This window comes from Pantoea sp. B270 (assembly GCF_018726825.1).
Lineage (GTDB): Bacteria > Pseudomonadota > Gammaproteobacteria > Enterobacterales > Enterobacteriaceae > Pantoea > Pantoea dispersa.
Genome location: NZ_JAHCSX010000001.1, coordinates 843,396 through 865,675, shown reverse-complemented (window position 1 = coordinate 865,675; position 22,280 = coordinate 843,396). Strand labels below are relative to the sequence as shown.

The following is a 22,280-nucleotide window of genomic DNA, read 5'->3' as shown; positions in this document are numbered from 1 at the left end:
GGGCAAAAATCTCGTGTTATCCGCCCCGGCTTGCTAGAATCGCCGCCTTTCGTTGCGCAACAGATTTAGCGCATGCTGCATTGACAGCCTGCTGAAGGATGTTTCCCTGCCCGATTAAGCAGATTAGCCCTGATATTCAGGGCGCAAAACCATTAGCAGACGCAAACGTTTAACAATATACTTATCAGTAAGTTGCGATAAGCCCAGGAGTACCATTTTCATGGCAACCATTAAAGATGTGGCGAAACGCGCCGGGGTCTCAACTACCACGGTTTCGCATGTCATCAACAAAACGCGTTTTGTCGCGGAAGAGACGCGTAACGCCGTATGGGAAGCGATTAAAGCGCTGCACTACTCACCGAGCGCGGTGGCCCGCAGCCTGAAGGTGAATCACACCAAGACGCTGGGCCTGCTGGCGACCTCCAGCGAAGCGCCCTACTTCGCCGAAATTATTGAAGCCGTGGAGAATCACTGCTTTGAGCGTGGTTACACGCTGATTCTCGGCAACGCGCATAACGATCTGCAAAAACAGCGTGCCTATCTGTCGATGATGGCGCAAAAGCGCGTCGATGGCCTGCTGGTCATGTGCTCCGAATATCCCGACGATCTGCTGCAGATGCTGGAAGAGAACCGCAATATCCCGATGGTGGTCATGGACTGGGGCGAATCGCGCGGGGACTTTACCGATACCGTGCAGGACAATGCGTTCCACGGCGGTTACCTCGCCGGACGATACCTGATTGAGCGCGGCCATCGCGATATCGGTGCTATCCCTGGCCAGATGGAGCGCAACACCGGTGGTGGCCGTCATGCGGGTTTTCTGCAGGCGATGCAGGAAGCGGGCATCAGCGTCCGTCCCGAGTGGATTGTGCAGGGTGACTTCGAACCGGAGTCAGGTTATCAGGCGATGCAGCAGATTCTGAACCAGAAACAGCGCCCGACGGCGGTGTTCTGCGGCGGCGATATCATGGCGATGGGCGCGATTTGCGCGGCCGACGAGATGGGACTGCGCGTGCCGCAGGATATTTCGGTGATTGGCTACGACAATGTGCGCAACGCGCGCTACTTCACCCCGGCGCTGACAACCGTGCACCAGCCGAAAGCGCAGCTGGGGGAAAAGGCACTGGAGATGCTGCTGGACCGCATCACCAGCAAACGCGAAGAGCCGCAGACCATTGAAGTGCAGCCCACGCTGATTGAGCGCCGCTCCGTGGCCGATGGCCCGTTCCGCGATTACCGCCGTTAAGCCGCCTTCTCGCTGAGCCACTCGTGGTTCAGCGTCTCCGCATCGCCCAGATATTCCAGTAACCACGCCAGCGCCGGTGACGCGCGCTGCTCAGACCAGCTGACGCAACACGGGCTGTCCGGAAACGGCTGCGGCAACGCCAGCTCCACCAGCGCGCCGCTGTCCAGCAGCGGGCGCGCCAGGTGCCCCGGCACCATGCCCACGCACAATCCGGCCTGCAGGCAATCCAGCCCGGTTTCCCACTCCGGCACCACCAGACGCCGCTGGTTATCCAGCGTCCATGTCATGCGGCGCGGCAGCGCGCGCGACGTATCTTCCAGCACCAGCGACGGCCAGGCGCGCAGAGTTTCGTCGTCCAGCTGCGGGCTGTGAGCCAGCGCATGCTGCGGACTCACCACGCAGCGCCAGTTGAGCGCGCCCATATCCTGAAAAGCGAAGCGGCCGCCGACCGGAATGGCCTGGGTGGCGCCAATCGCCACATCGACACGCCCATCAGCCAGCGCGTCCCACACGCCGTTAAATACTTCGTAGCTGATGATCAGCTCCATATCGGGAAAATGGCGGTAAAAATCCTTTACCAGCTGGCGGGTGCGCTGCGGTTTGACGATGCAATCCACCGCGATACTGAGCTGACCGCGCCAGCCGTTGGCCAGCTGCTGACACTGACGGCGCGTGGCCAGCATTTTTTTGATAACAGAACGCCCTTCACGCACAAAATGCTCGCCTGCTGCCGTTAGCACCACTTCGCGATGCTGCCGCTCAAACAGCGGTACCGCCAGCCAGCCTTCCAGCTGGCGCACAGTATAGCTGATGGCAGAGGGCACGCGGTGCAACTCCTGCGCCGCCGCGCTAAAACTGCCGGTGCGCGCTACCGCGTCCACCACCTCAAGTGCATATTCCGACCACATAGTTTTCCCATCAAAAATTTTAACAGCATCCTGCAAATATTAGCGTTTCACAAAGCCCGCTGCACCCTTTTACACTCCCCGCCGTTCAACCTGCCGAATGAGAAAAACCATGCTGTCATCAAAAGGATTTCTGCCTTACCTTGCCGTGCTGAGCATGCTCGGCTTTCTGGCCACCGATATGTATTTACCCGCCTTCGGCGCCATGCAGCGCGACTTTGCTTCCGCACCGGGCACCATCAGCGCCAGCCTGAGCCTGTTTCTGGGCGGCTTTGCCTGTGCGCAGGTGCTGTGGGGTGTGCTGTCGGATCGCTTTGGCCGTAAGCCGATTTTACTGGCCGGCCTGAGCCTGTTTGCGCTGAGCTGTCTTGCCATGCTGTGGGTGACTAACGTCTGGCTGATGCTGGCGCTGCGCTTTGTGCAGGCGGTAGGCGTGTGCGCCGCGGCGGTGAGCTGGCAGGCGCTGGTGGTTGATCGCTATCCGCAGGCCAAAGCCAACAAAGTGTTTGCCACGATTATGCCGCTGGTGGCGTTGTCACCGGCGCTGGCGCCGCTGCTGGGGGCCTGGCTGATGGCCCATTTTCACTGGCGCGCCATCTTCCTCGCGCTCACGCTGGTGACGCTGGTGCTGCTGTTTGGCACGCTGAAACTGACCAGCGCGCCGCGTGCGCGCCACGAAAGCACGCCGCAGCCCAGCTGGCTGACGCTGCTGGCGACGCGTATTTACAGCGGTAACGTACTGATTTATGCCGCCTGCTCCGCCAGTTTCTTCGCCTGGCTGACCGGCTCGCCGTTTATCCTCGCCGCCGCGGGTCTGAGCCCGGCGGACATTGGCCTGAGCTATATTCCGCAGACCATCGCCTTCCTGCTGGGCGGATTTGGCTGTCGCGCACTGCTGAATCGCTTTCAGGGTGCGCAGCTGCTGCCGTGGTTGCTGATGATTTACAGCCTGAGCATTCTGGGCCTGTTTGCGGTGGCGCTGATGACTACGCCGCCGCTGGTGGCTCTGCTGCTGCCGTTCTGCGGCATGGCGCTGGCCAATGGCGCGATTTACCCGATTGTGGTGTCCAGCGCCCTCGCCCCGTTCCCGCAGGCCACCGGCAAAGCGGCCGGCCTGCAGAATCTGCTGCAGCTGGGCTTATGCTTCCTCGCCAGCCTGATTGTTTCCGCCGGTCTGCAGCATGCGCTGTTGCATACCACGTTGGTCATGGTCGCCACGGTGATCCTCGCCTGGGCCGGTTTCCTGTGGCAGCGCAGCGCCAGCGCACAAAGTGATATTGCTCACGCTTCCCGTCCCTGCGAAGATAATTGCTAAGGCAACGATTATCGTTAGCAAACTAACGATAAGCCATTGAATACTGACTTGCGTGAGCATATACTCAGTGGGTCAGCATTTCTGCAACAAATCAATAACATAATGATCGTATTTTTTAGCGACACTGTCGCTGGGATGGCGTCTGCACGATATTCACCTCCGGAGTTGTGGCAGACATTTCTATTCAGATTCATACCTCTGTAATACGTCGGCTATCTGGCGCACGGATTTTCCGTGAGTTCTCTCACAGGCCTGAGGAATTTGACTATTCTTTTTCTCAGGTTCAAATCGGAAAGGTGATGGAGAAGCTATGAGTTCATCGTGTATAGAAGAAGTGAGCCTTGAAGAAAACCAATGGTTTCGTATCGCCCATGAATTACTGGAGCGGGCGGACATTCACATCAACGGCACACGTCCCTGGGATATTCAGGTCAGACATGCGGATTTTTTCAAACGGGTCCTGCAGGAGGGATCGCTGGGCCTCGGTGAAAGCTACATGGACGGCTGGTGGGAGTGTGAACGTCTGGATATGTTCTTCCACCGCGTGCTGAAACATCATCTGGATAAGCAGTTACCGCACCATTTTAAAGACACGCTGCGCATTGCTGCGGCGCGCCTCACCAATCTGCAGTCAAAGAAACGCGCCTGGATTGTTGGTAAAGAGCACTACGATCTTGGCAACGACCTGTTTTCACTGATGCTCGATCCGTTTATGCAGTACTCCTGCGGCTACTGGAAAAGCGCGGAAACGCTGGAGCAGGCACAGCAGGACAAGCTGGATATGATCTGCCGTAAGCTGCAGCTTGAGCCGGGCATGACGCTACTGGATATCGGCTGCGGCTGGGGCGGACTGGCGGAATTCGCCGCGCGTCATTATGGGGTGAAAGTGCATGGCGTGACCATCTCTGCCGAGCAGCAGAAAATGGCGCAGCAGCGCTGTGCCGGTCTTGATGTGACCATTCTGCTGCAGGATTACCGTGATTTGGACCAGCAGTTTGACCGCATCGTGTCGGTGGGCATGTTCGAACACGTCGGGCCGAAAAACTATGCCACCTACTTCAATGTGGTTGATCGTAACCTGAAACCGGAAGGCCTGTTTTTGCTGCACACCATTGGGGCGATCAGAACCGACATGAACGTCGACCCGTGGATCGATAAATACATTTTCCCCAACGGCTGTTTACCGTCGGTACGGCAGATTGCCGATGCCAGCGAATCTCACTTCATCATGGAAGACTGGCATAACTTCGGCGCGGATTATGACACCACGCTGATGGCCTGGCATGAGCGGTTCCAGGCGGCATGGCCGCAGCTGGCGGAGAAGTATGGCGAGCGTTTCAAACGGATGTTCAGCTATTACCTCAACGCCTGCGCCGGTGCGTTTCGCGCGCGCGATATTCAGCTGTGGCAGGTAGTTTTCAGCCGCGGCGCTGAAGGCGGTTTGCGCGTGGCGCGTTGATTTCAGTGCAATGCTAAAAGGCGCTTACCGCGCCTTTTTTATTCGCGATTACTCCGCGTCCGGCAGCGTTTGTGCCAACAGCGCAGCCGCGGCATCACGCTGCGCCAGCACACGTTCGACGGTGTCGACAATCGCCTGGGTATGCGGATCGATTTCGATATTGACCCGATGCCCCAGCTTCTTCGCGCCCAGCGTGGTGCGCTCCAGCGTTTCCGGGATCAGATGCACGCAGAACTTACTTTTGGTGACATCGCCGACTGTCAGGCTGATACCATCGATGCCGACGAATCCTTTATGCAGAATATATTTGATCTGCTCAGCGTCCTGTAATTTAAACCACACTTCGCGGTTATTCTCTGACTGGATAATTTTACAGATTTCGGCGGTGGTCATAATATGGCCGGACATCAGGTGTCCGCCAATTTCATCGCTGAATTTCGCGGCGCGCTCAATATTCACGATGTCACCAACCTGTAATTCACCGAGGTTGGTGATGCGCAGCGTCTCTTTGATGAGATCGAAGCTGACGCGATCGCCGTCAATGGCGGTCACCGTCAGGCAGCACCCGTTGTGCGCTACCGAGGCGCCCAGCGCCAGGCCGGGCAACAGCTCAGCAGGCAAGCGCACGGTGTGGGTGCGGAACAACTCTTTTTCTTCAATGGCGACAATTTCTGCCGTGCCCTGCACAATTCCGGTAAACATAATTTCAGCCTCTGCGAAGTTTGTGGCAGTTTATCACAGCTTGCGCCGCAAGGTTTAATTTGCCGGCGCGCAAACTTTACACAAATGGCGCAACCAAATGCGATCAATGTTTGGCGGAAGTGCGGGCTACCGCTACACTAGGTCGCGCATTCTTTGGGGATTTCACCCCGCTCTCTTCTTAAATTACGCAGGTGATACGTGCAGAAGTATTTAACAGAAGCGCGTCAATTGCTGGCCCTCGCGATCCCGGTCATCCTTGCTCAGGTGGCACAGACCGCGATGGGATTTGTGGATACCATAATGGCCGGTGCGGTGAGCGCCACGGATATGGCCGCCGTTGCTGTCGGCACCTCTATCTGGCTTCCCGCCATTTTGTTTGGTCATGGTCTGCTGCTGGCATTGACGCCAACCGTTGCGCAACTCAACGGATCCGGGCGACGCGAACGCATCGCAGAACAGGTGCGCCAGGGTTACTGGCTGGCGGCGGGCGTGGCGCTGCTGATTATGGTGGTGCTGTGGAACGCCGGCTACCTGATTCACACCATGCATGACATTGATCCTCAGCTGGCGGCCAAAGCAGAAGGTTATCTGCACGCGCTGCTGTGGGGCGCACCGGGCTACCTGTTTTTCCAGGTGGCACGTAATCAGTGTGAAGGGCTGTCGAAGACCAAGCCGGCGATGCTGCTGGGTTTCCTCGGCCTGCTGACCAACATTCCACTGAACTATGTGTTTATTTACGGCCATTTCGGTATGCCTGCGCTGGGCGGCGTGGGCTGTGGCGTCGCCACCGCGTCGGTTTACTGGGTGATGTATCTGGTGATGCGCTTCTGGCTGAAGCGCATGCCGGCCATGCGCGATATCCGCATGCATAGCCGCTGGTCGCCACCGTCGCGCGCCATCCTGACGCGCCTGTTCACGCTGGGATTACCGGTCGCGCTGGCGCTGTTTTTCGAGGTCACGCTGTTTGCCGTGGTGGCGCTGCTGGTGTCGCCGCTCGGCATTGTGAAAGTCGCTGGTCATCAGATCGCGCTCAACTTTAGCTCGCTGATGTTTGTGCTGCCGCTGTCGCTCGGCGTCGCCACTACCATTCGCGTCGGCTACCGTCTGGGCCAGGGCTCGGCCGAACAGGCCCGCATCGCCGCGTGGACCGGCCAGGGCGTGGGTATTACCATGGCGGCGATCACCGCGCTGTTTACCGTGACCTTCCGCCACGATATTGCCGCGCTCTATACCGCTAATCCGGAAGTGATTACCCTGGCGGCACAGCTGATGCTGCTGGCGGCCATCTATCAGTTCTCGGATTCGATTCAGGTGATCGGCAGCGGTATCCTGCGCGGCTATAAGGACACGCGCTCGATCTTCTTTATCACCCTGATCGCCTACTGGGTGCTGGGGCTGCCGGTGGGTTACGTGCTGGCGCTGACCGACTGGGTGGTGGCACCACTGGGGCCGGCCGGTTTCTGGTGCGGATTTATCGTCGGCCTGACGTCGGCGGCGGTAATGATGATCTGGCGCATCCGCCGTCTGCAGCGTTTACCGGCGCAGGTGATTCTGGCGCGCGCCGCGCGCTAAGTGGCTGAGCGGGCGTTTATTTGGCCCGCAATGGCGAAAAAAACGACGCATAGCACAGTTGCTGGTCAGTCGTCAGGAAAAATCACTTTTCCGCTTGCCAGCATCACGGCCTGCCGTTAATATTCGTCCCCGCTGTCGCCCTGACAGCATGTTGCGCTCTTAGCTCAGTTGGTTAGAGCACCACCTTGACATGGTGGGGGTCGATGGTTCGAGTCCATTAGAGCGCACCAAGTGCGTCCGTAGCTCAGTTGGTTAGAGCACCACCTTGACATGGTGGGGGTCGGTGGTTCGAGTCCACTCGGACGCACCAGATTTCTGAAATGCGCTCTTAGCTCAGTTGGTTAGAGCACCACCTTGACATGGTGGGGGTCGATGGTTCGAGTCCATTAGAGCGCACCACTTTTGCTGTTATCTCCCTTGCGCAACTCGCTTTTCCTTGATCTGAGTCGGTTTTCTCCCTCTGCTTTTATATTGGTTTTCGCATACTTAGCGACTATACTATGCCGCGTTGTTCCACCTGAAAGGTTTCAGCGCTAACGTGCCTATGCCAGCCACTTACATCATTTGCGCAACGCCGTCGCTACGGTCTCTCCGCCCGGCGCATAACTTCTCTGCACGCTTAGCCGTCGTCACCTATTCTTACTTCTGTGGTAAACGTACCAACACCAAACAGATTTTTACTTCGGTGCCAGACGCATCGAACCCCGACCTTTATCATCCATCACAACTTACAGAAATCTGACATGAAAAAGACCAAGATCGTTTGTACTATCGGTCCGAAAACCGAATCCGAAGAGATGCTGACTCAACTGCTGGAAGCGGGCATGAACGTCATGCGCCTGAACTTCTCTCACGGGGATTATGCCGAACATGGTCAGCGCATCACCAACATGCGTGCCGTCATGGAAAAAACCGGTCGCCAGGCCGCGATTCTGCTGGACACCAAAGGCCCGGAAATCCGTACCATGAAACTGGACGGTGGCAACGATGTGTCCCTGAAAGCTGGCCAGACCTTCACCTTCACCACCGATCAGTCAGTGATTGGTAACAGCGAGCGCGTTGCCGTTACTTACGCCGGTTTCACCGAAGACCTGAAAATTGGTAACACCGTGCTGGTCGACGATGGTCTGATCGGCATGGAAGTCACCGAAGTCACGGAAAACACCGTGGTGTGTAAAGTGCTGAACAATGGCGACCTTGGCGAAAACAAAGGCGTCAACCTGCCAGGCGTGTCCATTCAGCTGCCGGCACTGGCGGAAAAAGACAAGCGCGATCTGATCTTCGGCTGCGAGCAAGGCGTGGATTTTGTTGCGGCTTCCTTCATCCGTAAACGTTCTGACGTGCTGGAAATCCGTGAGCACCTGAAAGCCCACGGCGGTGAGCACATTCAGATCATCTCCAAGATCGAAAACCAGGAAGGCCTGAACAACTTCGATGAGATCCTGGAAGCCTCTGACGGCATCATGGTCGCGCGTGGTGACCTCGGTGTGGAAATCCCGGTTGAAGAAGTGATCTTCGCGCAGAAGATGATGATCAAGAAGTGTAATAAAGCGCGCAAAGTGGTGATCACCGCGACGCAGATGCTGGATTCGATGATCAAGAACCCGCGCCCTACCCGTGCTGAAGCCGGCGACGTGGCCAACGCCATCCTCGACGGTACCGACGCGGTGATGCTGTCCGGTGAGAGCGCCAAGGGTAAATACCCGCTGGAGTCGGTCAGCATCATGGCGACTATCTGCGAGCGTACCGATCGCGTGATGAAATCGCGCATCGATTCCCTGCAGGATTCGCGCAAGCTGCGTATCACTGAAGCAGTGTGCCGTGGCGCCGTTGAGACCGCTGAGAAACTGGAAGCGCCGGTGATTGTGGTGGCGACCGAAGGCGGTAAGTCAGCTAAATCCGTGCGTAAATACTTCCCGGATGCCACCATTCTGGCCCTGACCACTAACCAGACCACTGCGCGTCAGCTGATCCTCAGCAAAGGGATTGAAACGCGTCTGGTGAGCGAAATCGCCTCGACCGATGATTTCTACCGCATCGGCAAAGAGATGGCGCTGCAGAGCGGCTACGCGCAGAAAGGCGATGTCGTGGTGATGGTTTCGGGTGCGCTGGTACCGAGCGGAACCACCAACACCGCGTCGGTGCACGTACTCTGATCGAGCCGGTGATGTTTATTTAAAAGAGCGCCTTTCGGGGCGCTTTTTTTATTCCGCGCCTGAGACAGAAAGCGGAAAATTCCAATCGATAATAACTATTCAATATCCCGCAGAATTAAGGTTAATCCGATTAAATCTCTCTGTTTTCGCTAAATATTTTCATCATGTTCTGCGAAACGCTGCTTCTTTGAGCGAACGATCAAATTTAAGCATGTTCTCATCAAAAATTTATTCTCAACTTAAAAAGCTTTGTGTAATACTTGTAACGCTACATGGAGATTAACTCAATCTAGAGGGTATAAATAATGAATCGTACTAAACTGGTACTGGGCGCGGTAATCCTGGGTTCAACTCTGCTGGCTGGTTGCTCAAGCAACGCTAAAATCGACCAGCTGTCTTCAGACGTTCAGACTCTGAACGCTAAAGTTGACCAGCTGAGCAACGACGTGAACGCAATCCGTTCTGACGTTCAGGCTGCTAAAGACGACGCAGCTCGCGCTAACCAGCGTCTGGACAACCAGGCTCACTCTTACCGTAAGTAAGAGTTCTGGTTTGAAAAATGGTGCCCTTGTGGCACCATTTTTTTTGTCCGGATTCTGCCGTCCGCTGGCCCTGAATCACGGTGTCGCAGCGGCTTCGCCCTGCGCCTGACTGATGGTGGCTTGCGCACCGCCTGTTGCCCCCTGCTGCGTCTGCAGCACTGCCGGCAGCGGCGTCGCCTCATTCACCGGTTCCCCACTGCTCACCAGTACTGGCATGCCTGAACGACGTTCAATCGCCGCCTTAATCAGCACACTGTCGCTCTTCGCACTCTTTATAAAGGCTTTCAGCGGCGCGCTCAGCGCAATTGGCATGGTCTGCGGATCGTCCTGTTCATTACGCGACAGCGGCTGGTGTACCTCGATGTAGCGTTTGCCGTCGGGTTCGATGGCATATTTGATCGGCTGGTTAATCACCTGTACGCGTGTACCCTGCGGCACGCTGTTAAACAGCGCTTCGATATCGTCCGGGCGCAAACGAATACAGCCGGAGCTGACGCGCATCCCGATGCCGAAATCGGCGTTGGTGCCGTGAATCAGATACTGGCCGCTGCCGCGCGCCAGACGCAGTGCAAACAGCCCCATCGGGTTATCCGGCCCGGCAGGCACCATCGCGGGCAGCGTGATGCCCTCTTTGGCGTAGCGTTTACGGATATTGACGGTGGGCGTCCAGGTGGGGTTAGGGATTTTCTGGCTGATACTTGTCACCATGCTCGGCGTGGCAGCACCCAACTGGCCGATGCCGATCGGATAAACCACGACGCGATTTTCCCCTTTGGGATAATAGTAGAGACGCAGTTCGGCCAGGTTGATCACGATGCCTTCACGCGGCGCATCCGGCAGCAGCATCTGCAGCGGCACGGTAAGCTGCGTTCCGGCTTTCGGCAGCCAGGGGTCGACGCCCGGGTTGGCTTCCAGCATGCCAAGCATGCCTATCTTATAACGCGCGGCAATGCTCTCCAGCGGCCGTTTGTCATCCGGGACGGTGGTCAGGGTGTTTTCGCCAATCAAACGGCTATCAGCGGCTGGCAGGGGGTATTCCGTAGCAAACGCAGGTGCAGACAGTCCGAAACAGGACAACAGCAATGCACCGGCTAAACGAAGCGCAGGTTTCATGCAATTTTCTCTTTGTCGGATGGAACAGACCCCGCTCATGGCCGGGGTCTGGAGAGTGTAACTTAGCTGAGAGACTGTGCGTTATGCCGGATCGCGCGAATCATCGCTTCCAGCCCCTGCGAACGCGAAGGGGTGAGGTGTTGCGTCAGGGCCAGTTCGCCAAACCAGTGGGCGACATCCAGTGCCAGAATCTCTGGCGCTTTCAGCCCCTGATACAGGCTAAATACCACGGCAATCAAACCCTTAACGATGGCGGCATCGCTGTCACCTTCAAAAGTAATGGTGCCGTCTGCCTGTGGGGTCATGCGAATCCATACCTGACTCTGACAGCCGGAAATGACGTACTGCGGCTGATGCAAGCTTTCAGAGGATTCTGGTAATTTTGCCCCGAGTTCAATGATGTAGAGGTACTTCTCTTCCCAGTTGGCGCAACGATTGAAGTTGCGCACCAGTTTCTCTTTTTCTGGCAGGTTTGCCATGCATAACTCCTGAAATCTGCTCAACCGCCCAGCAGACGATGAATGCGCGTCAGGCCAGCCGCCAGGCGATCGGCTTCCTCTTCGCTGTTGTAGAGCGCGAAAGAGGCGCGACACATCGCGGGCACCGCATAATGACGCATCAGCGGCATGGCACAGTGGTGGCCGGTGCGGATGGCAATGCCGTACTGGTCGAGGAAGCTGCCAACGTCAAACGCGTGGTGCTTACCGAGGTTAAACGCGACCACGCCGCTGCGCTCGGCCGGGCCGTAAATAACCAGGTCCGGCACTGACGCCAGCTTGTCTAGCGCGTAACGCATCAGCTGGCTCTCGCGCTGATGGATCGTCTCCAGACCGAGTTCGCTGATCCACGTCAGCGCCGCGCCGAGACCAATGATGCCGCCAGTGTTCGGCGTGCCGGCCTCAAAGCGCCACGGTGCGCCATTCCAGGTGGTGCCGGTGGGCAGCATGACCTGATCGATCATCGAACCGCCGCCTTCCCACGGTGGCATGATCTCCTGCAGCGCCTTACGCGCGTACAGCACGCCAATCCCGGTCGGCCCATAGATTTTATGGCCGGAGAACACGTAGAAATCGCAGCCGATATCCTGCACGTCAACGGGGTGGTGCATCACAGCCTGGGCACCGTCCACCAGCGTCACCACGCCCGCGGCTTTCGCCTGCGCCACGATGGCTTTCACCGGGTTAACCGTGCCGAGCACGTTGGAAACGTGCGTCACGGCCAGCAGGCGCGTACGGCTGTCGATCAGCCCCGCCAGCTGTTCCAGCGCCAGCTCGCCGTTGTCGTTAAGTGGCAGCACACGGATTTCCGCACCGGTACGCTGGGCCACCATCTGCCACGGCACGATATTGGCGTGGTGCTCCATCTCAGTGACGATCAGGTTATCGCCCGGCTGCAGCTGACTGCCGCCCCAGCTGTTGGCCACCAGATTGATGCCTTCGGTGGTGCCTTTCACGAAGATAATCTCTTCCGGCGCGGCAGCATGCAGAAAACGCGCCGCCTGGGCGCGCACGTTTTCCATATCGCTGGTCGCCTGCGCGCTCAGCGAGTGAATGCCACGGTGCACGGCCGCATAGCCGTGCTGATAGAAGTGACTTTCCGCATTGATCACCGCGAGCGGGCGCTGTGCGCTGGCCGCGCTGTCAAGGTAGGCCAGCGGATGTCCGTTGACCTCGCGACTCAGAATCGGAAACTCCGCTCTGACTCGTTCGAGATCGAAACTCATGACTCAACTCCCGGGAAACGGTCGGTAATACGTTGCAGTACCACCTGGCGCAGCGCGTCATCTTCCAGCGCTTCCGTCAGTTCAGCGGCGAAAGCATGGATGATCATCTGCTGCGCCGCGTCTTCGGCGATGCCGCGCGAGCGCAGGTAGAACATCTGCTCATCGTCGATGCGACCAATAGTCGCGCCGTGGCTGCACTTGACGTCATCGGCGTAGATTTCCAGCTGCGGCTTGGTGTCCACTTCCGCCAGGCGACCGAGCAACAGGTTGTTGTTGGTCATCTGGCCGTCAGTTTTCAGCGCGTGCTGCGCCACTTTGATGTGGCCGTTAAACACCGAGCGCCCTTTGTCACGCGAAATGGTTTTGTGCAGCTGGCGACTCAGGCAGTGGCCTTTGTTGTGCTCCAGATAGCTGCGCGTATCCGCCACTTCGCTGCCAACCGGCAGCACCAGGCTGTTCAGCGACAGCTGGGTGTTCTCACCGTTCAGCTGCACGCTGGTATTGTGACGCGACAAACCGGCACCCAGCAGGAAGCTGGTGCTGCTCACCTGCGCGTCACGGCCAATCACGATGTCGTTGTGCGCAAAGTGATAGCTGCTGCTCTCTTCAAACGCCAGCTTGGTGTGCTTCAGCTGCGCATTGTCGCCCACCGCAAAGGTAAAGCGCGCGCCGGTGAAGTGGGCGCGGGCGTTCAGCGTCACGTAATGCTCGATTACCTGCGCTTCCGCACCGGACTCCAGCTCCAGATGGTGACGATGATGCACCGTATTCAGCGCATCCGCCTGGCCGCTGGTAATGTGCAGCAGATAGAGCGGCTGCGCCGCAGCTTTGCCGCGCGGCAGACGAATCGAGGTCACCTCTTCCGCCAGACTTTCCGTCAGGTGCAGGAACACCTCCGGCTGTACTGCGGCCGGTAACGGACGTCGCTCAGCGGCACGGCTGTGCTGCACGTCAAACAGACCGGTATCACGCGCGCTCAGCTCAGGCTGGAAGCGACCATCGACGAACACCAGGCAAATCGCGTCCAGCGGCAGCGCCAGCGCAGCCACCTGCTCAGCGCTCACGCCTGGCGCTTCCGCCTGCACAAACTGCTGAGCCAGCAGGCTGTCCAGCGCGGTGTATTTCCAGTTTTCATGCTTGCGCGTCGGCAGGCCGACACGCATCAGCTGCTGCCAGTGCTGCTGTGCCTGCAGCGAACGCTGTTCGCCGCGTGACTCAAACAGGTGATGCCACTGCTGCAGCGCGTTATCACTCCTGGTCGGTAAGCCAGCCATAGCCTTGCTCCTCCAGCTGTTTCACCAGCGTAAAGTCGCCAGACTTCACGATTTTGCCCTGATACAGCACGTGCACGTGATCTGGCTTGATGTAATCCAGGATGCGCTGGTAGTGCGTTACGATGATGAATGAGCGCTTGCCGTCGCGCAGGCTGTTCACGCCTTCTGCAACAATTTTCAGCGCATCGATATCCAGACCGGAGTCGGTTTCATCGAGGATGCACAGCTCAGGCTCCAGCGCCGCCATCTGCAGGATGTCATTACGCTTCTTCTCACCGCCGGAGAAACCGACGTTGACGGAACGGGTCAGCAGATCTTCCGGCATCTTCAGCAGCTTGATCTTGTCTTCGATGAAGTCCTGGAAGTCGAAACGGTCCAGCTCTTCCTGCTCACGGTATTTACGCACCGCATTGACCGAGGTCTGCAGGAAAAACTGGTTGCTGACGCCCGGGATCTCGACCGGGTACTGAAACGCCATGAAGATGCCTTCACCGGCACGCTCTTCCGGCTCCAGCTCCAGCAGGTCTTTGCCTTTAAAGGTCACGGAACCGCCGGTGATTTCATAATCTTCACGACCGGCCAGCGTGGCAGACAGGGTGCTCTTGCCGGAACCGTTCGGGCCCATGATGGCATGCACTTCGCCCGGCTTAACCTCGAGGTTCAGACCGCGCAAAATCTCTTTGTCTTCAACGCTAACCTGTAAATCTTTAATGCTTAACATACTCTTTCCTTCACATTGCTTCCGGCAACGCGTGTGGCATCAGCCGACACTGTGCTCAAGGCTGATCGCTAACAGTTTTTGCGCTTCCACGGCGAATTCCAGTGGCAGCTCGGAGAAAACGTCTTTACAGAAGCCGTTGACGATCATCGAGATCGCATCTTCTTCGCTAATGCCGCGCTGCAGGCAGTAGAACATCTGATCTTCACCGATGCGCGACGTCGTGGCTTCGTGCTCAAGCTGCGCGCTGTTGTTGCGCGTTTCCACATACGGGAAGGTGTGCGCACCGCAGTCCGGCCCAATCAGCATCGAGTCACACTGGGTGAAGTTACGCGCGTTAGTCGCAGTCGGCATGATTTTCACCAGGCCGCGGTAGGTGTTCTGGCTCTTACCGGCCGAGATACCTTTCGAGATGATGGTCGATTTGGTGTTTTTACCAATGTGAATCATCTTGGTACCGGTATCGGCCTGCTGGCGACCGCTGGTCAGCGCGACGGAGTAGAATTCGCCCACTGAGTAATCACCGCGCAGGATGCAGCTCGGGTATTTCCAGGTGATGGCTGAGCCGGTCTCGGACTGCGTCCACGACATCTTGCTGTGCTCGCCTTCACACAGCGCACGCTTGGTCACGAAGTTGAGGATACCGCCCTCGCCTTCTCCGCCCGGGAACCAGTTCTGCACCGTGGAGTATTTCACTTCGGCGTTTTTGTGGATGATCACTTCGACGACCGCTGCGTGCAGCTGGTAGGTGTCGCGCACCGGCGCTGAACAGCCTTCGATGTAGCTGACGTAGCTGTCTTCATCAGCAATCAGAATGGTACGTTCGAACTGGCCGGTTTTCGCCGCGTTGATGCGGAAATAGGTCGACAGCTCCATCGGGCAACGCACGCCTTTCGGGATGTAAACGAAGGTACCGTCGGACGCCACCGCCGAGTTGAGCGCAGCAAAGAAGTTATCGTTGTGCGGCACCACGGTGCCAAGATACTTCTGTACCAGCTCAGGATGATCGTGGATCGCTTCACCGAAGGAGCAGAAAATAATGCCCTGCTCAGCCAGCTTGTCGCGATAAGTGGTCGACACGGACACCGAGTCGAAAATGGCGTCCACCGCCACTTCTCTGCCTTCACGCACCGGCACGCCCAGCTGATTAAACGCGTCTTCCACTTCTTTGGTCAGGTAATCGCTGGAGGCGACGCTGCCGGACGTCTGGGTGGCACCCGGTTCAGAGGCACAGCTGTCATCGCAATTGCCGCAGGACGGCGCGGAATAGTAGCTGTAATCCTGATAATCGAGCTTGTCGTAGTGCGCTTTCAGCCAGTGTGGCTCTTCCATCTCCAGCCAGGCGCGAAACGCCTTGAGACGGAACTCCAGCATCCACTCGGGTTCGTTACGTTTGGCCGAAATGGCACGCACCACATCTTCATTGATGCCGTGTGCCAGTTCGTCGGTTTGCAGCTGGGTGAAGAAGCCTTCTTTGTAGTTCAGGCTGCCTTCCCAGGTTTGTACATCGTCAGATGCTTCGCTGTGTCGTGACATATTTCACTTACTCGACGCCAAAGCTTTCACCGCACCCGCAGGCGTGCTGAGCTTTAGGGTTGTTGAATTTAAAAATCTGGTTCAGGCCTTCGCGGACATAATCCAGCTCGGTACCGTCAACAAACGGCATCGCCTGAAGCGGCACAAACAGTTTTGCGCCATATTGCTCGAACTGCAGGTCGTCATCGGCAGGCGCTTTCACCAGATCCATAACGTACCCAAAACCGGCACAGCCGGACTGTTTCACACCCAGTTTCAGGCCCTTAACTTCCGGGTCCTGTTCCACCAGGCTGAGAATCTGTTTCGCTGCCGATTCGGTCAGCGTGAGCCCTTTCCAGACGAAATCGTCAGGTGAAAAAGACGCTGCATTTACTGATGACATAGTGCTACCTCGTAAGTCTGGGCCTTTTCAGGCTATCCCCCTATGGTAGTGATATCAGATATCACTTCAACCTCTTGTTTTGCAGGGATAATCATCTCGTGCTGTTTTTTACTGCTGCTTTATTAAGCATAGTCCCTTCCCACCAGCTTGTGCGCGCCATTCCTGCGCGCGCCGTCAGAACGTAACCTGTTCATAAGCCGTAAATTTTCCAGTTCGCTTTTTACGTTTATGCTCTGATTGATAGGTTACGCCTTTGCTGAATGTAAAGAGATTGTTATTGCCGATTTTTGTAACAGGCAAAGGAAATCAATAAAATTTCACGGCGGGAATTGCATTCCTGGCGCGGTTTAATATGATAATGATTATCATTAACCTACTTTGGGTGGCGACATGACGCTTTCCGTCTCAGCCTGGTTACAACACAAAATCGACGAATATAAGTTTTCGGTCCGCGATATCACCGTCGACTTCTATCTGGCTCAGGCAAAGCTCAACCGCACCGATTGTTCCATTGAACAACTGCGTCGTTTTAACGATACCTGTCTCGACATGGCCGAAATCTGCCAGCTGAACGGCGACGATCACAGCTACCTGCACGCGATGGGCAAGCTGCACCACCGCTTAGTGCAGGAGATGGGCAATGCCGATCGCGATCGCCTGTTCCGTATTCAGGCTTACCAGCTGGCGCGCCTGTCGCTGACCCGTTTGTGTCATCAACTGGCGCTCAGCGGCGACTGGGACCAGGCGACCCGCCTGCAAAGTGATTTCGTCCGCCACGCAGGCTGGATATTCTAATCCAGCTTTGTGACGGCTCCTACAATTTGTTTACATCAATTCCAGCAAAGCCTGTAGCGGATGGCGCATACCGTTGCCCTCGGCGCGTTTCACCTGGCTGCGGCAGGAGAAGCCGGTCGCCAGACAGCGCTGACGCGGCAGCTTCTGCAGTTGCGGATGCCACGACAGTTCATAAATGCCCAGCGAGTTCGCCAGGTTTTTACTCTCGTGACCATAAGTGCCGGCCATGCCACAGCAGCCCACGTTGATGTTCTCCAGTTTCGCGCCAAAACGGGCAAAAATAGCCTGCCACTGATTGGGCGTTGACGGCAGCGCCGTGACCTCGGTGCAGTGGGCAAACAGATACCAGGCTTCGCCGCTGGCGATCTGCTCCTCGCGCCCGGCCAGCACGCCGTGCAGCCATTCATGCACCAGCTGCACACTGAACGCGCCGCGCTGCTCGCCCAGCACCTGCTGATATTCGTCGCGATAGCACAATACCGTGGCCGGATCGACACCGACCATCGGCACACCGAGCTGCGCCACCCGGTTGAGGAACTCAGCGGTTTTGCCAGCGGTGCGGGCAAAGCGCTGCAGAAAACCTTTCACGTGCTGCGCTTTCCCGTTAGGTGAGAACGGCAGCAGCACCGGCCGGTAGCCGAGTTTTTCAATCAGCCGGATGAAATCGGTCACCAGCTGCGCTTCGTAATAGCTGGTAAACGGATCCTGCACCACCAGCACGTGCTGTTCGCGCTGGGCCGCATCCATCGCCTCCAGTTGCTCCAGCGTGACCCGCATCGCCGGGTGGCCGCTCAGCTGCTGCTTCAGGCTCGGCGAGGAGAGCAGCGGCAGATCCACCATGCCGATGTGGCGCTGGCTGAGGTCGCGCATCCACGGCTGTTTCAGGAAGAAGTTGAACACCCGCGGTGCTTTCGCCATCAGCGGCGCATAGCTTTCAACCGACGCCACCAGATGGTCGCTGACCGGGCGCAGATAGCGGGTGTGATAAAGCTGCAGGAAGCGCGAGCGGAAGTTCGGCACATCGATTTTAATCGGGCACTGGGTCGAACAGGCTTTACACGCCAGGCAGCCGGACATCGCCTCTTTCACTTCATGCGAGAAGTCATATTCGCCCTGCTTCGCATGCCACGAATTGCGCGTGCGCTGAATCAGACTGCGCAGGCTGGCGCCCTGTGCTGGCAAGGCCTGCTCCAGCTTAAGCGGGTCGACGCCCTGCTCCGCCAGCAGGCGCAGCCACTCACGCGTTAGCGTGGCGCGTCCTTTTGGCGAATGGATACGATTGCGGGTGATTTTCATCGACGGGCACATCGGGCTGCGCACGTCAAAGTTAAAGCACAGTCCGTTGCCGTTACACTCCATCGCGCCGCGCCAGTCATTGCGTACCGTCAGCGGAATCTGGCGATCCCAGCTGCCGCGCGTGGCCGCATCGACCTGCATCATGGGTTCGTCGTTACCCAGCGGCGTACAGATTTTGCCGGGGTTGAGACGGTTATCCGGATCGAACGCCGCTTTGATGCGACGCAGCTCATTAAACAGCGTTTCGCCAAAGAACGCCGGACTGTACTGGGCGCGGAAGCCTTTGCCGTGCTCGCCCCACAGCAGACCGCCGTAGCGCGCGGTAAGCGCCACCACTTCGTCCGAGATCTGCTTCATCAACATCTCCTGCTGCGGATCGCACATGTCCAGCGCCGGACGCACGTGCAGCACGCCGGCATCCACGTGACCAAACATGCCGTAGCTCAGGCCGTGGCTGTCGAGCAGCGCACGAAAATCCACAATGTAATCCGCCAGATGCTCCGGCGGCACGGCGGTATCCTCCACGAACGGAATCGGTTTGGCGCGCCCTTTGGCGTTGCCAAGCAGACCCACCGCTTTTTTACGCATGTTATAGATACGCTCAATGCCCGCCAGATCATCACACAGCTGATAGCCCATCACGCCACCCTGCTGCTGCGCCATCAGCTCATCCAGCCGCGCGCACAGCGTGGTCACCTGCTGCGCAATCAGTGCCGCATCGTCGCCGGCAAACTCGACAATATTCAGGCCGAGCATCTCTTTACCTGGCACATCGGTGATCAGCTCGCTGACCGAATGCCAGACGATATCCTCGCGCGCCAGGTTCAGCACTTTCGAATCCACCGTCTCCACCGACAGGGCCTGCGCCTCGACCATAAAAGGCGCATTGCGCAGTGCGGAATCGAACGAATCGTACTTAATGTTCACCAGCCGGCGCACTTTGGGAATGGGTGTGATATCCAGCCGGGCTTCGGTGATAAAGGCCAGCGTGCCTTCGGCACCGCATAACAGGCGCGTCAGGTCGAACGTTTGCAAATCATCACTGAACACATGACGCAGGTCATAACCGGTGAGAAAGCGGTTCAGTTTGGGGAATTTTGCCAGAATCAGTTCACGCTGCTCGCGGCAGCGGTTAAGCACTGCTTTATAGATGCGCCCTTCAGCGGTCGGCGTCGTGGCCAGCTGTTCCGCCAGCGCGGTGGGCATGGCGCGCGTATCAAGAATTTCGCCGCCCAGCAGCACGGCACGCAGGCCTTCAACATGATCGGAGGTTTTGCCATACACCAGCGAGCCCTGACCGGAGGCATCGGTATTGATCATGCCCCCCAGCGTGGCGCGGTTACTGGTCGACAGCTCGGGAGAGAAGAAAAAACCGTACGGCCTGAGCCAGGCGTTGAGCTGGTCCTTCACCACGCCGGCTTCAACCCGCACCCAGCCCTGTTCGGTGTTGATCTCAAGGATGCGGTTCATGTAGCGCGACATGTCGACCACAATGCCCTGATTGAGTGACTGCCCGTTAGTGCCGGTACCGCCGCCGCGCGGGGTAAACACGAGGCTGTTGAAGCGTGGCTCACCGGCCAGTCGGGCGATCAGCGCCACGTCCGCCGTTGAACGCGGAAACAGCGCTGCATCGGGCAGGAGCTGATAGATGCTGTTATCGGTGGAGAGCGTAAGGCGGTCGGCATAGCTGGTCGCGGTGTCGCCGGTAAAACCTTGTTCTTTCAGCGACTGCAGGAATGTCAGCACCAGTTGAACGAGGCCTGGCGCCTGAGAAATCTGTGGGATCATTATTTCGTGACCGGGATGTTGTAAACGTTTGCGTGGTTAATTTTTTTCAGCTCTTGGTTGTATCACATTTTTTTGCCGCCCGCTGTTTTTTCAGGAAAACGGCCGCGTCGCGCTGCTTTTTCTGTTTAATTTTCAGGAAATAGATCATCATTGTGAAGGCGCCGCGGAGCGCCCTCCTGAAGGATTACTGAGGTCTGTGTTGTGATGAAAAGCCTGCAACGCGGTGTGGATCTACCGCAAATGTTGTTCTCGCTGATGTTTATTTTGCTGATGATCATTGCCTGTCTTTGGGTGGTGCAGCCGTTCATTCTCGGCTTCGCCTGGGCCAGCATGGTGGTGATTGCCACCTGGCCGCTGATGATTCGTCTGCAGCAACTGCTGTGGGGTCGCCGTTCGCTGGCGGTGATTGCCATGACGATTCTGCTGTTGCTGCTGTTTATTATTCCTATCGCGCTGCTGGTCAGCAGCCTGATTGATAACAGCGCGCCGGTCATCGCCTGGGCGACCCAGCGCCATCTGGTGCTGCCGGATCTCGCCTGGCTGCGCGATATTCCCTATGCCGGACGCAAACTCTATTCCAGCTACCATAAACTGATCGACGGTGGCGGCGCAGCGATCATGAGCCAGGTCCAGCCTTATATTGGCCGCACCACCGGCTTCTTTGTCGCCCAGGCCGGACACTTTGGCCGTTTCATGCTGCACCTTGCCCTGATGCTGCTGTTCAGCGTGCTGCTGTACTGGCGCGGTGAGCAGGTCGGTCTCGGCATCCGGCACTTTGCCTACCGCATGGGCGGACGGCGCGGTGACGCCGCCGTGCTGCTGGCCGGTCAGGCGATCCGCGCCGTGGCGCTCGGCGTGGTGGTGACCGCGCTGGTGCAGGGCGTGCTGGGCGGCATCGGCCTGGCGATTTCCGGCATTCCGTATGCCACGCTGCTGACCGTATTAATGATTCTTACCTGCCTGGTGCAGCTTGGACCGTTGATTGTGCTGGTGCCGGCAATTATCTGGCTCTACTGGAGCGGCGACACCACCTGGGGCACGGTGCTGTTAGTGTGGAGCTGCGTGGTCGGCACGCTGGATAACGTGCTGCGTCCGATGCTGATTCGCATGGGCGCTGATTTACCGATGATTCTGATACTTTCCGGCGTCATCGGCGGGCTGATCGCCTTCGGTATGATTGGACTGTTTATCGGTCCGGTCGTGCTGGCGGTCTCTTACCGGCTGGTTTCGGTGTGGATGCATGAAGCGCCGGCGCCGGATGACGATCCGGAAACGGCCATCGAAGCACTAGCTGAACACGAAGAACCGCAGCCGTAACGCGCTTCCGGCGCATAACCGGGCCCCAGGCCCGGTTTGCTTATCCGCTTTTCCCTCTCCGCACCCATCGCGATTTGCATTAGTCAGCCGTGGTTAACACTCATTAATCCGTACCACTTAATTTCGCGGCACAATAATTTTTTCCATTAGTGATTTTTAAGAAAAAACGCACTTTTCAGCGTTTAAGCCCGATCGCACCGATAAAATGATTATTTTTCGCACTGATTCCTGTGCCGGATGGGTCATAAAACGTAATGAAAGATTATCAGCTTTAAACTAATAAGAGGATTCTTAAAGACGCCAGCGGCGGCGGTGAATAACATGTTCACTATGTTTTAAATCAAGCCACTGATTTTTAAACAACCTTTTTCCCCTGAGTAAAGTGAAGAATTGCTGTGTGTAGTCTTTGCCCATCCCCTGTGATGGGCTTTTTTTTGCCTG

Annotated in this window: 18 protein-coding genes, 3 tRNA genes and 1 other RNA gene; 12 read left to right on the top strand and 10 right to left on the bottom strand. The window is 57.3% G+C overall.

Features of this window, described 5'->3' with window-relative positions; all coding sequences use genetic code 11:
- Positions 1-220: 220 nt before the first annotated feature.
- The gene (gene purR / locus KOL70_RS04250) at positions 221-1,246 is read left to right on the top strand and encodes an HTH-type transcriptional repressor PurR (RefSeq protein ID WP_021506220.1); all 1,026 of its coding nucleotides are present in this window, start codon (positions 221-223) and stop codon (positions 1,244-1,246) included.
- Here purR and punR read toward each other — a convergent pair.
- Positions 1,243-2,154, bottom strand: coding sequence for a DNA-binding transcriptional activator PunR (gene punR, locus KOL70_RS04245; RefSeq protein WP_059011034.1), 912 nt, complete (start codon positions 2,152-2,154; stop codon positions 1,243-1,245). The two genes, purR and punR, sit on opposite strands and share 4 nt — an antisense overlap.
- Before the next feature lie 109 nt (positions 2,155-2,263).
- Between punR and punC the strand changes: the two genes are divergently transcribed.
- The gene (gene punC / locus KOL70_RS04240; RefSeq protein ID WP_215480247.1) at positions 2,264-3,466 is read left to right on the top strand and encodes a purine nucleoside transporter PunC; all 1,203 of its coding nucleotides are present in this window, start codon (positions 2,264-2,266) and stop codon (positions 3,464-3,466) included.
- A gap of 310 nt (positions 3,467-3,776) precedes the next feature.
- Complete coding sequence (gene cfa, locus KOL70_RS04235) at positions 3,777-4,925, top strand: cyclopropane fatty acyl phospholipid synthase (protein ID WP_059011030.1); 1,149 nt, start codon at positions 3,777-3,779, stop codon at positions 4,923-4,925.
- A gap of 48 nt (positions 4,926-4,973) precedes the next feature.
- Here the strand turns inward: cfa and KOL70_RS04230 are convergent, their stop codons facing one another.
- Positions 4,974-5,627, bottom strand: coding sequence for a riboflavin synthase subunit alpha (locus KOL70_RS04230; protein WP_104092871.1), 654 nt, complete (start codon positions 5,625-5,627; stop codon positions 4,974-4,976).
- Positions 5,628-5,825: 198 nt separating this feature from the next.
- Here KOL70_RS04230 and KOL70_RS04225 point away from each other — a divergent pair, with 198 nt between their 5' ends.
- The 6 genes from KOL70_RS04225 to KOL70_RS04200 all read left to right on the top strand — a co-directional run bounded on the left by KOL70_RS04225 (position 5,826) and on the right by KOL70_RS04200 (position 9,897).
- Complete coding sequence (locus KOL70_RS04225) at positions 5,826-7,199, top strand: MATE family efflux transporter (RefSeq protein WP_058769700.1); 1,374 nt, start codon at positions 5,826-5,828, stop codon at positions 7,197-7,199.
- Between the two features lie 153 nt (positions 7,200-7,352).
- A tRNA-Val gene (locus KOL70_RS04220) sits at positions 7,353-7,429 on the top strand.
- 3 nt (positions 7,430-7,432) lie between these two features.
- A tRNA-Val gene (locus tag KOL70_RS04215) sits at positions 7,433-7,509 on the top strand.
- A 12-nt stretch (positions 7,510-7,521) separates the two neighbouring features.
- A tRNA-Val gene (locus KOL70_RS04210) sits at positions 7,522-7,598 on the top strand.
- Between the two features lie 344 nt (positions 7,599-7,942).
- A complete protein-coding gene (gene pykF, locus KOL70_RS04205) occupies positions 7,943-9,355 on the top strand; it encodes a pyruvate kinase PykF (protein WP_215480246.1) in 1,413 nt (470 codons plus the stop codon).
- 305 nt (positions 9,356-9,660) lie between these two features.
- Positions 9,661-9,897: a major outer membrane lipoprotein gene (locus KOL70_RS04200; RefSeq protein WP_007374746.1), complete on the top strand. Its 237-nt coding sequence runs from the start codon at positions 9,661-9,663 to the stop codon at positions 9,895-9,897.
- A 75-nt stretch (positions 9,898-9,972) separates the two neighbouring features.
- On the opposite strand, the gene KOL70_RS04195 is transcribed toward KOL70_RS04200, so the two are convergent.
- The 7 genes from KOL70_RS04195 to sufA all read right to left on the bottom strand — a co-directional run bounded on the left by KOL70_RS04195 (position 9,973) and on the right by sufA (position 16,643).
- Positions 9,973-11,010, bottom strand: coding sequence for a L,D-transpeptidase family protein (locus tag KOL70_RS04195; RefSeq protein ID WP_215480245.1), 1,038 nt, complete (start codon positions 11,008-11,010; stop codon positions 9,973-9,975).
- Positions 11,011-11,072: 62 nt separating this feature from the next.
- Complete coding sequence (gene sufE / locus KOL70_RS04190; protein ID WP_058780650.1) at positions 11,073-11,489, bottom strand: cysteine desulfuration protein SufE; 417 nt, start codon at positions 11,487-11,489, stop codon at positions 11,073-11,075.
- 20 nt (positions 11,490-11,509) lie between these two features.
- Positions 11,510-12,733 carry a cysteine desulfurase SufS gene (sufS, locus tag KOL70_RS04185; RefSeq protein ID WP_021506229.1) on the bottom strand — a complete coding sequence of 408 codons (1,224 nt, stop codon included), beginning with the start codon at positions 12,731-12,733 and terminating at the stop codon, positions 11,510-11,512.
- Complete coding sequence (sufD, locus tag KOL70_RS04180; protein WP_215480244.1) at positions 12,730-14,007, bottom strand: Fe-S cluster assembly protein SufD; 1,278 nt, start codon at positions 14,005-14,007, stop codon at positions 12,730-12,732. Before sufD ends, sufS begins: the two co-directional genes overlap by 4 nt.
- Positions 13,982-14,728: a Fe-S cluster assembly ATPase SufC gene (gene sufC / locus KOL70_RS04175; RefSeq protein WP_021506231.1), complete on the bottom strand. Its 747-nt coding sequence runs from the start codon at positions 14,726-14,728 to the stop codon at positions 13,982-13,984. The genes sufD and sufC overlap by 26 nt, the downstream gene beginning before the upstream one ends.
- A 39-nt stretch (positions 14,729-14,767) precedes the next feature.
- The gene (gene sufB / locus KOL70_RS04170; protein ID WP_021506232.1) at positions 14,768-16,261 is read right to left on the bottom strand and encodes a Fe-S cluster assembly protein SufB; all 1,494 of its coding nucleotides are present in this window, start codon (positions 16,259-16,261) and stop codon (positions 14,768-14,770) included.
- A gap of 7 nt (positions 16,262-16,268) precedes the next feature.
- Entirely contained in the window at positions 16,269-16,643 is a 375-nt protein-coding gene (gene sufA / locus KOL70_RS04165) for a Fe-S cluster assembly scaffold SufA (protein ID WP_058776260.1), read from the bottom strand.
- Between the two features lie 390 nt (positions 16,644-17,033).
- On the opposite strand from sufA, the gene KOL70_RS04160 reads away from it, so the two are divergent.
- Complete coding sequence (locus KOL70_RS04160) at positions 17,034-17,438, top strand: hypothetical protein (RefSeq protein ID WP_021506233.1); 405 nt, start codon at positions 17,034-17,036, stop codon at positions 17,436-17,438.
- Positions 17,439-17,468: 30 nt separating this feature from the next.
- Here the strand turns inward: KOL70_RS04160 and KOL70_RS04155 are convergent, their stop codons facing one another.
- On the bottom strand, positions 17,469-20,522 hold the full coding sequence (locus KOL70_RS04155; RefSeq protein ID WP_141495510.1) for an FAD-binding and (Fe-S)-binding domain-containing protein: 3,054 nt from the start codon (positions 20,520-20,522) through the stop codon (positions 17,469-17,471).
- A gap of 204 nt (positions 20,523-20,726) precedes the next feature.
- Between KOL70_RS04155 and ydiK the strand changes: the two genes are divergently transcribed.
- Positions 20,727-21,839, top strand: a complete 1,113-nt coding sequence (gene ydiK, locus KOL70_RS04150; RefSeq protein WP_021506235.1) for an AI-2E family transporter YdiK — start codon at positions 20,727-20,729, stop codon at positions 21,837-21,839.
- 330 nt (positions 21,840-22,169) lie between these two features.
- Positions 22,170-22,277, top strand: an RNA gene (gene rprA / locus KOL70_RS04145) — antisense sRNA RprA.
- Positions 22,278-22,280 lie beyond the last annotated feature (3 nt).